Annotated in this window: 10 protein-coding genes and 1 tRNA gene; 5 read left to right on the top strand and 6 right to left on the bottom strand. The window is 69.3% G+C overall.

The genetic code is table 11. The features are described from left to right. The first annotated feature begins 75 nt into the window (after positions 1 to 75). Positions 76 to 1,992 carry an ABC transporter ATP-binding protein gene (locus tag ABKW26_RS04350; protein ID WP_348591208.1) on the top strand — a complete coding sequence of 639 codons (1,917 nt, stop codon included), beginning with the start codon at positions 76 to 78 and terminating at the stop codon, positions 1,990 to 1,992. An 89-nt stretch (positions 1,993 to 2,081) separates the two neighbouring features. Here ABKW26_RS04350 and rpsA read toward each other — a convergent pair whose 3' ends face one another. Both rpsA and ABKW26_RS04340 read right to left on the bottom strand, forming a co-directional pair. Beyond that, positions 2,082 to 3,590, bottom strand: coding sequence for a 30S ribosomal protein S1 (rpsA, locus tag ABKW26_RS04345; protein WP_348591207.1), 1,509 nt, complete (start codon positions 3,588 to 3,590; stop codon positions 2,082 to 2,084). A 233-nt stretch (positions 3,591 to 3,823) separates the two neighbouring features. Next, a complete protein-coding gene (locus tag ABKW26_RS04340; RefSeq protein ID WP_348591206.1) occupies positions 3,824 to 4,849 on the bottom strand; it encodes an ATP-dependent 6-phosphofructokinase in 1,026 nt (341 codons plus the stop codon). A 182-nt stretch (positions 4,850 to 5,031) separates the two neighbouring features. Between ABKW26_RS04340 and ABKW26_RS04335 the strand changes: the two genes are divergently transcribed. Both ABKW26_RS04335 and ABKW26_RS04330 read left to right on the top strand, forming a co-directional pair. Beyond that, entirely contained in the window at positions 5,032 to 5,868 is an 837-nt protein-coding gene (locus tag ABKW26_RS04335) for a class I SAM-dependent methyltransferase (RefSeq protein ID WP_348591262.1), read from the top strand. A gap of 77 nt (positions 5,869 to 5,945) precedes the next feature. Then, positions 5,946 to 6,161 (top strand): hypothetical protein, encoded by a 216-nt coding sequence (locus tag ABKW26_RS04330; RefSeq protein ID WP_348591205.1) that lies wholly within the window; start codon positions 5,946 to 5,948, stop codon positions 6,159 to 6,161. A gap of 61 nt (positions 6,162 to 6,222) precedes the next feature. Here ABKW26_RS04330 and polA read toward each other — a convergent pair whose 3' ends face one another. After that, positions 6,223 to 8,934 (bottom strand): DNA polymerase I, encoded by a 2,712-nt coding sequence (gene polA, locus ABKW26_RS04325; protein WP_348591261.1) that lies wholly within the window; start codon positions 8,932 to 8,934, stop codon positions 6,223 to 6,225. On the opposite strand from polA, the gene ABKW26_RS04320 reads away from it, so the two are divergent. Further along, positions 8,933 to 9,343 carry a hotdog fold thioesterase gene (locus ABKW26_RS04320; protein WP_348591204.1) on the top strand — a complete coding sequence of 137 codons (411 nt, stop codon included), beginning with the start codon at positions 8,933 to 8,935 and terminating at the stop codon, positions 9,341 to 9,343. The two genes, polA and ABKW26_RS04320, sit on opposite strands and share 2 nt — an antisense overlap. Here ABKW26_RS04320 and ABKW26_RS04315 read toward each other — a convergent pair. Together ABKW26_RS04315 and ABKW26_RS04310 are read right to left on the bottom strand one after the other, a co-directional pair. Continuing rightward, positions 9,314 to 9,997 carry a GNAT family N-acetyltransferase gene (locus ABKW26_RS04315; protein ID WP_348591203.1) on the bottom strand — a complete coding sequence of 228 codons (684 nt, stop codon included), beginning with the start codon at positions 9,995 to 9,997 and terminating at the stop codon, positions 9,314 to 9,316. The genes ABKW26_RS04320 and ABKW26_RS04315 overlap by 30 nt on opposite strands. A gap of 134 nt (positions 9,998 to 10,131) precedes the next feature. Then, positions 10,132 to 10,827, bottom strand: a complete 696-nt coding sequence (locus tag ABKW26_RS04310) for a response regulator (RefSeq protein ID WP_348591202.1) — start codon at positions 10,825 to 10,827, stop codon at positions 10,132 to 10,134. 112 nt (positions 10,828 to 10,939) lie between these two features. Here ABKW26_RS04310 and ABKW26_RS04305 point away from each other — a divergent pair. Next, positions 10,940 to 11,013, top strand: a tRNA-Leu gene (locus tag ABKW26_RS04305). A gap of 303 nt (positions 11,014 to 11,316) precedes the next feature. On the opposite strand, the gene ABKW26_RS04300 is transcribed toward ABKW26_RS04305, so the two are convergent. Then, complete coding sequence (locus ABKW26_RS04300) at positions 11,317 to 11,649, bottom strand: hypothetical protein (protein WP_348591201.1); 333 nt, start codon at positions 11,647 to 11,649, stop codon at positions 11,317 to 11,319. Between the last annotated feature and the right edge of the window lie 176 nt (positions 11,650 to 11,825).

The following is an 11,825-nucleotide window of genomic DNA, read 5'->3' as shown; positions in this document are numbered from 1 at the left end:
TAGTGAGTTAGACTCAGCAAGTTATCGGTGGACCACCACGCCACCACGCGAACGCCCTGGAGGTCGCCTGTGTCCATGTCCCAGAGTCCCGGAGGCGGCGGACCAGGCGGGGGGCTGCGCTCGTTCCGGCAGGACGCCAGCGTCAAGGACCACGTCCTCGCGGACGGCACCGTCAAGCGCATCCTCCGCTTCGCGCGGCCCTACCGCCGCCAGCTCGGCTGGTTCCTCGTGCTCATCGGCATCGACGCGGCCATCGGCGCCGCGACCCCCCTCGTCCTCAAGGCGATCATCGACGACGGCATCGCCCGTGACCGACGCGACGTCGTCATGTGGCTCTCGCTCCTCGTCGCAGTCCTCGCCCTCGCGTCCGGCGGCCTCGCGCTCGGTCAGCGCTGGTTCTCCTCACGCATCGGCGAAGGACTCATCCTCGACCTGCGGACCGCCGTCTTCGACCACGTCCAGGCCATGCCGCTCGCCTTCTTCAGCCGCACCAAGACCGGCGCCCTCGTCCAACGTCTCAACGGCGACGTCCTCGGCGCACAACAAGCCTTCACGTCCACGCTGTCGAACGTGTTCAGCAACAGCCTCACGGTGGTCTTCGTCCTGGCGGCCATGCTCACGATGTCCTGGCAGCTCACGCTGCTCTCGCTCGTGCTCCTCCCCGCGTTCGTCTTCCCGGCCCGGTGGATCGGCCCCCGGCTGGCGAAGATCACGCGCGAGAGCTACGCGATCAACGCCGACACCGCCCAGATCATGAACGAGCGCTTCAACGTCGCCGGAGCTCACCTCGCGAAGACCTACGGCCGACCCGCCGACGAGTCCCGCATCTACGCTGCCGCCGCGACACGCGTCCGAGACATCGGCATGAAGCAAGCCATGTACTCGACCGTCTTCCGCGTCGGGCTGACGACGGTCGCCGCGGTCGCGGTCGCGGTCGTCTACGGCGCCGGCGGGCTCATGGCGATCTCGGGATCCCTGACCGTCGGCGTCGTCGTCGCCCTGGCCGCCTATCTCGGACGGCTCTACGGACCACTCACGGCGCTCTCGAACGTCCAGGTCGACGTCATGACTGCCCTCGTGAGCTTCGAGCGCGTCCTCGAGGTGCTCGACCTCCCACCCACCGTCACCGACCGGCCCGACGCCGAGGACCTCCGCGACGCGGTCGCCACGAACGGCGCGAGCGTCGAGCTCGAGCACGTGACGTTCCGCTACCCGACGGCCGCCGAGATCTCCCTCGCGTCCCTCGAGTCGGTCGCCACGCTCACCAACGATCCTGCGACGGACACGCTGCGCGACGTGAGCCTCACCCTCGCTGCGGGCGAGATGCTCGCCGTCGTCGGCCCCTCCGGCGCGGGGAAGACCACCCTCTCCCAGCTGGTGACACGCATGTACGACGCCACGGGCGGGACCGTCCGGATCGCCGGGCAGGACGTGCGGGACGTCTCGCTGGAGTCGCTGCGGGCAACGATCGGAACGGTCCCCCAGGACTCGCACATGTACCACGACACGATCGCCAACAACCTGCGCTACGCCCGACCGGACGCCACCGACGCGCAGATCGAGGACGCGTTGCGCGCCGCACACGTCTGGGACCTCGTCGCTGCTCTCCCCTCAGGGATCGACACCGTCGTCGGCGATCGCGGGTACCGGCTCTCGGGGGGCGAGCGTCAGCGCCTCGCCATCGCGCGGCTCCTCCTCAAGGCGCCCGCGGTCGTCGTGCTCGACGAGGCGACCGCGCACCTCGACTCCGAGTCCGAGGCAGCGGTCCAGCGCGCTCTCGCCGCTGCGCTCCAGGGACGGACCTCGATCGTCATCGCGCACCGCCTGTCGACGATCCGCCACGCCGACCGGATCGTCGTCCTCGACGCCGGTGAGGTCGTCGCGCTCGGAACGCACACCGAGCTGCTCGCAGCCGGTGGCCTGTACGCCGAGCTCTACCGGAAGCAGTTCGCGCAGGACGACACCGTCCCGGCCGCAGCGCTCGACGCCTGACACCCGAGCGCATGACGAAGGGCCGGTCACCTCCGCGGAGGTGACCGGCCCTTCGTGTGCGATCTGTCAGAGCCTACGGCTCCTCGTGATCAGTTGCCCGTGAGCTTCTCACGCAGCGCGGCGAGCGCCTCGTCGGAAGCCAGCGTGCCGCCACCGGACGTCGTCTCGACGGCCGGGGCCGAGGAGTAGGACGACGACGACGAGGAGGACGACGAGCTGGAGGAGCTCGAGCCGGAGTCAGAGTCTCCGGACTCCGCAGCGTCCGCGTCGGCCTTGACAGCCTCGGCGACCTGCTTGCGGTGAGCCTCCCAGCGCTCGTGCGCCTTCGCGTACTGGGACTCCCAGACCTCGCGCTGTGCCTCGAAGCCTTCGAGCCACTCCTGCGTCTCGGAGTCGAAGCCCTCGGGGTACTTGTAGTTCCCCGCCTCGTCGTACTCCGCCGTCATGCCGTACAGAGCGGGATCGAAGTCGTCGCTCTCCGGGTCGACGCCCTCGTTGGCCTGCTTGAGGGACAACGAGATCCGGCGACGCTCGAGGTCGATGTCGATGACCTTGACGAAGACGTCGTCGCCGACGTTGACGACCTGCTCGGGCAGCTCGACGTGGCGCACGGCCAGCTCCGAGATGTGCACGAGACCCTCGATGCCGTCCTCCACGCGGACGAACGCACCGAACGGGACGAGCTTGGTGACCTTACCCGGCACGACCTGACCAATGGCGTGCGTCCGGGCGAAGGTCTGCCAGGGGTCTTCCTGCGTGGCCTTGAGCGAGAGCGACACGCGCTCCCGGTCGAAGTCGACGTCGAGGACCTCGACGGTGACTTCCTGACCCACCTCGACGACCTCGCCCGGGTGATCGATGTGCTTCCAGGAGAGCTCCGAGACGTGGACGAGACCGTCGACCCCACCGAGGTCGACGAACGCACCGAAGTTGACGATCGAGGACACGACACCGGGGCGGACCTGGCCCTTCTGCAGCGTCTGCAGGAAGGTGGAGCGCACCTCGGACTGCGTCTGCTCGAGCCAGGCACGGCGGGACAGGACCACGTTGTTGCGGTTCTTGTCGAGCTCGATGATCTTCGCCTCGATCTCCTTGCCGACGTACGGCTGGAGGTCGCGGACGCGACGCATCTCGACGAGCGAGGCGGGGAGGAAGCCACGGAGACCGATGTCGAGGATGAGTCCACCCTTGACGACCTCGATGACGGTTCCGGTGACGACGCCGTCCTCTTCCTTGATCTTCTCGATCGTGCCCCAGGCGCGCTCGTACTGTGCGCGCTTCTTGGACAGGATCAGACGGCCTTCCTTGTCCTCCTTCTGGAGAACGAGCGCCTCGACGGCGTCGCCGACCTTGACGACCTCACCGGGGTCCACGTCGTGCTTGATGGACAGCTCACGGGAGGGGATGACGCCCTCGGTCTTGTAACCGATGTCGAGGAGGACCTCGTCGCGGTCGACCTTGACGATGATGCCTTCGACAATGTCACCGTCGTTGAAGTACTTGATGGTGGCGTCGATGGCGGCGAGGAAGTCCTCTGCAGAGCCGATGTCGTTGATGGCGACCTGCGGGGCGGACTTCGCGGGGGTAGAGATGGTCATTGAGTCAGGTGCTCCGATGCGGACAGGAAGTAGTGACGGATAGGGATGATGCTCGGTGGTGACGACTCGGCGCCCAGCAGTCCGGGATCGGTGGATCCGTCCTGCCTCGCGCAGTGCCCTCGCCTGCACAGCCAGCCGCCCTCGAGGAGATCCTCCTCGAGCGCACGGCCGTAGTGCACCGCCAGATACCCTACCGGCGGTTCACTATCGAGGTCAAAAGGTGTGGCGCGGGATCAGGCGAGCACCCGCGCGACCCGGAGGAGGTCCGCCGGGACGTGCTTGACCTTGCCGGCGATCTCCTCGAGCGGGACGAGGACGACCTCGTCGTCACGCAGAGCGGTCATGACGTTCGTCTCCCCGCGGGAGACGGCGTCGACGGCGGCGACGCCGAAGCGGCTGCCGAGGATCCGGTCGGTCGGCGTCGGCGTCCCGCCGCGCTGGACGTGACCGAGGATGGTCAGGCGCGTGTCGAAGCCTGTCCGGGTGGCGATCTCGTTCGCCACCCGCTCGCCGATCGCGCCGGCGATGATCTCGCCGAACTGGCCGAGCTGCGCCTCGTACTGCATCGAGCTGCCCTCGCGTGGCAGCGCACCTTCGGCGACGACGACGATGGAGAAGTTCGCGTGCGCGCGGTGGCGGTGCTTGAGGAACTTCGTGATCCGGTCCATGTCGAAGGGCTCCTCGGGTGCGAGCACGATCTCGGCTCCGCCCGCGATCCCTGCGTTCACGGCGATCCAGCCCGCGTGGCGACCCATGACCTCGACGACCATGACGCGGTTGTGGCTCTCCGCGGTCGTGTGGATCCGGTCGATGGCTTCGGTCGCGATGTTCACCGCGGTGTGGAAGCCGATCGACAGGTCGGTGCCCGCGACGTCGTTGTCGATCGTCTTCGGGATGGCGACGATCTTGATGCCCTCCGCCGCGACCTTGCTGGCCGCGTTGAGGGTGCCGTCGCCACCGATGCAGATAAGCGCCTCGATCCGCTCTGCCTCGAGGGTCGACATGACCGCGTCCATGCCGCCGTCCGCCGAGTGCGGGTGGTAGCGAGCCGTGCCGAGCATCGTCCCGCCCTGCGGCAGCACGTTCCGGATGTTCTCGCGCGACATCGGCATGACGTCGCCGTCGACGACGCCCTTCCAGCCGTTGCGGAACCCGATGATCGTGTGCCCGTACTCGCCCAGTCCTTGCTTGACCACCGCACGGATCGCGGCGTTCAGTCCGGGGCAGTCGCCGCCGCCGGTGAGCAGACCGATTCGCATTCGAGCTCCCTCAAGAAGTGTGTCGTGGGCCAGCAGACCCGGTGACTGCACTGCGAGCGACCGGGCTGGCGGTACAACCCTACCCACGTCAGGAGCGCCCACTGCGTCATAGGTCCCATCTCGGGATGGCGTCGACGTCCTCGCCGCACCACTGCAGCCGGGACGCGCCCCACGAGGACGAGATGGAGGAGACTGTCCTGGTGACAGACTCGCAGCGCGCCGGCTACCAAGCGGTCCCGGACCACCTCGGCGGGAGGGCAGGGCGGGCGTGGTGGGATGCCAACGCCGCCGACTACCTCGACGACCACGGCACCTTCCTCGGAGACAGCGACTTCTGCTGGTGCCCCGAAGGCCTGCGCGAGTCCGAGGCCCATCTCCTCGGCCCCGAGGCCGATCTCGCCGGACGGAGGATCGTCGAGATCGGCAGCGGCGCCGCCCAGTGCGCCCGATGGCTGGTCGGTCGTGGTGCCCGCGTCGTGGCCACGGACGTCTCGGCCGGCATGCTCGCCGCCAGCCGACGGATCGACCTCCGCACCGGCGCACACGTCCCGACCGCCCAGGCGGACGCTCGCGCCCTGCCGTTCGCGCCCGGCTCGTTCGACGTGGCCTTCACCTCCTACGGGGCGATCCCCTTCGTGCCCGACGCCGCAGCGGTCCATCGGGAGGCCTTCCGTGTGCTGCGGCCGGGCGGACGGTGGGTCTTCTCCGTCACGCACCCGGTGCGTTGGGCCTTCCCCGACGATCCGTCCGCACGCGGGCTCACAGCCACGCGCTCCTATTTCGACCGTCTCCCGTACGTCGAGCGCGACGATCGCGGGACGGTCACGTACGCCGAGTACCACCGGACGCTCGGCGACCACGTCCGCGAGGTGAGCGCCGCGGGCTTCGCCCTCACCGATCTCGTCGAGCCCGAGTGGCCGGACACGAACGACGAGACGTGGGGCGGGTGGAGCCGAACGCGCGGCGAGCGGCTGCCGGGCACCGCGATCTTCGTCGCCGAGAAGCCTGGCAGGCCATGAGTGATTGACAGCACCTGGCGCGTCAACATATGTTGACGAGACGATCACCATCACGACTCGTCGAGGCAAGGCTTCCCATGATCACCACGAGCATCGGTCATCCCGAGGACGGCGACCCGGTCAGCGCGCTCCTCGCCGCACGGCGGCGCCGACACGACACCGCCGCACGAGAAGAGGTCGCTGTGCTCAGAGCGCGCACGCACGGCCTCGCGTGGTCCGACATCGCCAGCCTCCTCGGCGAGAAGCGCCGCACGATCCGCTCGCGCTACGGCGGCTCACGGCTCTCCCGCTAGACCCGGAGCGCTCCGAGGACCACAGGTCACGGCTCGTCGGCGCCCGCTCGCTCCGTGGCCGTCAGTGCCCGGCGTCGTGCCAGCTCGTGCCGACGCCGACCGAGACGTCCAGCGGGACCGAGAGGTCTGCTGCACCGGCCATCTGCTCGCGGACGAGTGCCTCGAGCACGTCACGCTCTCCCGGCCCGACCTCGAGGACCAGCTCGTCGTGCACCTGGAGCAGGAGACGCGACCGCAGCCCTCGTGCGGCGATCTCGCTCTCGACCCCGAGCATCGCGACCTTGATGATGTCCGCAGCGCTGCCCTGGATCGGCGCGTTGAGCGCCATCCGCTCCGCCATGTCGCGGCGCTGGCGGTTGTCGCTCGTGAGATCGGGCAGATAGCGCCGACGGCCCATGATCGTCGCCGTGTAGCCCGTGCTGCGTGCCTCCGCGACGACTCCCGTGAGGTAGGTCCGGACGCCACCGAACCGTGAGAAGTAGTCGTCCATGAGGGTCGCGGCCTCGCTCACCTCGATGTTCAGCTGCTTCGAGAGGCCGAAGGAGGACAACCCGTAGGCCAGTCCGTAGGACATCGCCTTGATCTTCGACCGCATGGCCGGGGTGACGTCGCTCGTCGGGACACCGAACACTCTCGACCCGACGTAGCTGTGCAGGTCCTCGCCCGTCCGGAAGGCCTCGATGAGCCCCTCGTCCCCGGAGAGGTGGGCCATGATCCGCATCTCGATCTGGCTGTAGTCGGCGGTGAGCAGCGTCTCGTAGCCGTCACCGACGACGAACGCCCGGCGGATCCGCCGGCCCGCCTCCGTGCGGATCGGGATGTTCTGCAGGTTCGGCTCGGTCGAGCTGAGCCGGCCCGTCGCCGCGATCGTCTGCTGGAACGTCGTATGGATGCGACCGTCCTCGGCGACGGACTTCAGCAGGCCCTCGACCGTCTGTCGGAGCCGTGTGGCGTCGCGGTGCGCCAGCAGGTGCTCGAGGAACGGGTGCTGGGTCTTGACGAAGAGGTCGGCGAGCGCCGCGGCGTCGGTCGTGTAGCCCGTCTTGATCTTCTTCGTCTTGGGCATCGCCAGCTGGTCGAAGAGGACCTCCTGGAGCTGCTTGGGCGAGCCGAGGTTGACCTCGCGGCCGATGACCGCGAACGCTTCGGCCGCGGCCCCGGACACGACCTCGCCGAAGTGGCGCTCGAGCTCGCGGAGGTAGTCGACGTCGATCGCGACACCTCGCCGCTCCATCTGCGCGAGCACCGCGCCGAGCGGCAGCTCGAGGTCGGAGAGGAGCTCCGACGCCCCGCGGTCGCGCAGGTCGCCCGCGAGGACCTCCGCGAGCTCGACGAGCGCTGCGGCGCGCACAGCGAGGCGCTGCGCCTCCCCGTTGCCGTCCAGCGAGAGGTCGAACGCGCCCTGGTCCCCCGCGTCGGGTTCCTCGACCCGCAGCTCGCGGTGCAGGTGCCGGATCGTCAGCTCACCCAGGTCGTACGTCCGCTGGTCCGGGTGGCAGAGATAGGACGCGAGCTCGGTGTCGAACACGACCCCCTCGAGCTCGTAGTCCCGCGCCGCGAGCGCATGCCAGGCGCCCTTGGCACCGTGGAGGACCTTGGACGCTGCAGGGTCCTGCAGCCATGCCCGCAGCGCGTCGTCGTCAGGTGCCGGCAGATCGGCGAGGTCGAGGACCGCGGCATCTCCCGCGTCGTCGGCGATCGCCACCATCCAGGCGTCGCCGCCCGTCGGGGTGTGCTTGCCGGCGACCTCGAGACCGAGCGACCGGCCGGCGTGGGCGGACAACCATGCGGCCAGACCGTCGGAGGCGAGGTTCGCGACGGTGACCTCGAAGCTCGGCGCACCGGCTGCGTCGCCGTCGTCGTCCGCCGGCATCATCGCGAACAGCCGCTCGCGGAGCGCCCGGAACTCCAGCGCGTCGAACACGCGGTGCATGTCCTCGCGGTCCCACGGCTGCGCCCGCAGGTCGTCAGGGCCGAAGGGCAGCTCGACGTCGAGCAGGAGGTGGTTGAGGACGCGGTTGACCCTGACCTGGTCGAGGTGTGCGCGCAGCGACTCCCCTGCCTTGCCCTTGACCTCGTCCGCGTGGTCGAGGATCTGCTCCAGGCCACCGAACTGGTTGATCCACTTCGCCGCCGTCTTCGGGCCCACCCCGGGGATCCCGGGGATGTTGTCGCTCGTCTCACCGACGAGCGCGGCAAGATCCGGGTACTGGCCGGGCACCACCCCGTACTTCGCCACGACCGTCTCAGGCGTCATCCGCGCGAGCTCCGACACACCCTTGACCGGGTACAGGACGGTGACGTTCTCGTTGACGAACTGCAGAGAGTCACGGTCCCCGGAGCACACGAGAACCTCCATCCCGAGGCCGTCGGCCTGCGAGGAGAGGGTCGCGAGGATGTCGTCCGCCTCGAACCGGTCCTTCTCGAGGTGCGGTATCCGCATCGACTCGAGGACCTCCTTGATGAGCGGCACCTGTCCCTTGAAGGGCTCCGGGGTCGCGTCTCGCGTCCCCTTGTACTGCGGGAACTGCTCGGTACGGAACGTCGTGCTCCCGGCGTCGAACGCCACGGCGACGTGCGTCGGCTTCTCGTCGCGGATGAGGTTGGCGAGCATCGAGATGAAGCCGTGGACGGCATTCGTGTGCTGCCCGGTGGAGGTCGAGAACTTGTCCACGGGCAGGGCGAAGAACGCTCTGTAGGCCATCGAGTGGCCATCGATCAGCAGGAGTCTGGGTCGCGCAGTGTCGGTCACGTCTGCCAACCTATCCTCCATGACAGACATGGACATCACCGAGGCGCTCGCCGCCTCGTCGGCGGGCACGCTCATCGAACGGATGGGCATCACGCTCCTCACCGCCACGCCCGAGCGGGTCGTCGGGACGATGCCCGTGCACGGCAACACGCAGCCCGCCGGGCTCCTCCACGGTGGCGCGAGCGTCGTCCTCGCAGAGACTCTGGGGTCGTTCGCCGCTCAGCTCCACGCGGGCGAGGGGCGGTCCGTCGTCGGGATCGAGGTCAACGCGACCCACCACCACGGCCCGCGGGACGGGATCGTCACCGGCGTGGCCACACCCGTCCACCGGGGGCGGACGACCGCAAGCTACGAGATCGTCATCGAGACGGAGACGGGCCGGCGCGTGTGCACCGCCCGGCTAACCTGCCTGGTGCTCGTGCCCCAGTGAGGACGGTGACTCCGGAGCCCGAGGCGGCGTCTGCTCGTTGAGAGCGAGCCCTGCCTGGAAGGCCCGGAGGTCGACCGGCCCGCTGTTCGTCTCGATGCGCGCCTTGCGGCGACGAGCGATGAGGTCTTCGATGCCGCGCACCTGCCGGCGGCTCCCGCCGCTCTCGGCAGCGAGCTTGCGCTGGAGAACCGCGGTGGGAACCGTGCGGTGGCCGGCGGCGGGCGCGAAGCCGAGACGGGCGAGGAACCGCTGCACCCCGCGCGACCCGGGGAGCGGCACCGAGTAGACGTCCAGGGCACCGACCGAGTCAGCCAGGTCGCCCGCGGCCGTGAGCAGCGCGTGCCCCACCCCGCGGCGCCGGAAGTGCTCCGCGACGTAGAGCGCCTCGATGTACACCGAGCGCTCGTCGCTGAAGAGGTTCGGCTCGAGGACACGGACGAGGAGGAAGCCCACCGGCTCCTCCTCGTGGACCGCGACCCTGATGGCGCCACCTGGCACCGCCGTGAGCGCGGCGAGCTGGCGCACGAGCCGCTCCTCGTCCGCAGCGCAGAGCTGGGCGCCCGTCGCAGACTCGTGGCGTGCGGCGACAGCCAGCCTCGCGAGAAGAGGCAGGTCCGACGGAACGGCGGGTCGTACGTCAACCAACGCTCGCACAGGAGATCCCTTCATCGTTCAGCCCGGACACCCGACCCGTCACCGGACCGGCCCGCCCGCACGCTCTCGCGACGGACAGTTCAACATGACATCAAATCGTCAACAGACGTGTTGCGCAAGACCTTCCGGCAGCGTCAGCCGACCTGCTCGATCACAGCGTCCGCGACCTCACGCATCGTGAGCCTGCGGTCCATCGACGTCTTCTGGATCCACCGGAACGAGTCCGGCTCGCTCAGCCCCATCTTCGTCATGAGGAGGCCCTTCGCACGGTCGACACGCTTGCGCGTCTCGAAGCGCTCCGCCAGGTCCGCGACCTCGGCCTCGAGCGCGCTGATCTGCGAGTAGCGCGAGATGGCGATCTCGACCGCAGGCAGGAGGTCTGCCGGGCTGAACGGCTTCACGACGTACGCCATCGCGCCGGCGTCGCGGGCGCGCTCGACGAGCTCGGTCTGCGAGAAGGCCGTGAGGAGCACGACCGGCGCGGCATGCGCCTTGCCGATCCGCTCGGCGGCAGAGATCCCGTCGAGCTCGGGCATCTTGACGTCCATGACGACGACGTCCGGACGCAGCTCGAGCACGAGACGGACGGCGGTCTCGCCGTCACCGGCCTCGCCGACGACCTCGTACCCGGCCTCTCGGAGCGTCTCGACGACATCCATGCGGATGAGCGCCTCGTCCTCCGCGACGACCGCGGTGCGAGCCCGCGGCCCGCGCTCGGGCGGCGCCTCCTCCTCGGCACGCACCTCCGCGCTCTCCGGGTCGAGGAGAGGAGGGAGGTCGAGCGGGGGAACCGTACCTGGGGTCGAGTCGTTGTCCGTCACACCGCACATCGTAGTGCGTGCCGCCCCCGGAGGCCGCACCGACCAGCCGCGACGAGTCGACCGGTGCGCAGTCGCGCTCCCGCGTGTGGTTTCATTATCGGGCACACATGCGGCGTTACCAGCCCCGGTAGCCCAACCGGCAGAGGCGTTCGGCTCAAACCCGATCCAGTGTGGGTTCGAATCCCACCCGGGGCACTTCATCTCGAGATCTCTCGGCTCCTCGCGGGCGGTTCAGCAGACACGTACCCGAACCGTGTGCCGACCGCGTGCAGCTCGTGCGCCCACGACCGGCCCACCGTGACCGCACGACGCTGAGACGAGGATCACGATCACCGCCACGCCGACGTGGCGCCTGCGAGACTCCCGACCGCCACCGTCTGACGTCCGCGACCAGCGCTGCCCAGCGAGCTCGGAGCACGGCGCGCCGTTCGCCCGGGCATCAGGTCGTTGACGACTCCCTGGGCAGCGCGCCAGCCTGCCCGCACGGTGCCGGCCTGGTCACGGCACCGGTACGGCCAGCACTCGGACCACGAGCGCGCCGGCGCAGAAGCCGATGATGGTCGCGAGCACGCGCAGCGTGTCCCAGCGTGTGCCGCGAGGGATCGCAGCCGCTGCGAGCATGAGCCCGATCGAGACCAGTGCCACGCTCGTCGCCGCGGCACCGAACCGGGGGTTGAGGAGTGCCGCGACGGCCCCGGCAACCAGGGCGGGGAACGCCGCCCATGTTCCTGGCGCGTAGCGCCGCACCGATGCCTCCCCTCTCGTCGGGATCGTGACGATCAGGTACCCGCCAACACTCAGGAGGACCGCGCCGAAGACGAAGCTGTTCATGGACTGTCCGTTCTACGCCGTCGTGGCGCATGTCGTTGTGCTCGTACGGACTAGAGGTGCGGTGCCGCGGCCGGACGAAGACCGCTCACCTCGCGCGTCGGTGTCGACCCGGCCGTCGGATCCGGTGCACTCTGGGACATGTCGGGGCGACTGCCGCGCCTCACGACGTCTCACCC

Origin of the sequence: Sanguibacter sp. 25GB23B1 (genome assembly GCF_040012415.1) — a bacterium.
Taxonomy (GTDB): Bacteria; Actinomycetota; Actinomycetes; order Actinomycetales; family Cellulomonadaceae; genus Sanguibacter.
The sequence above is the reverse complement of the archived record's forward strand: the minus strand, read 5'-3'. Positions and strand labels throughout refer to the sequence as shown.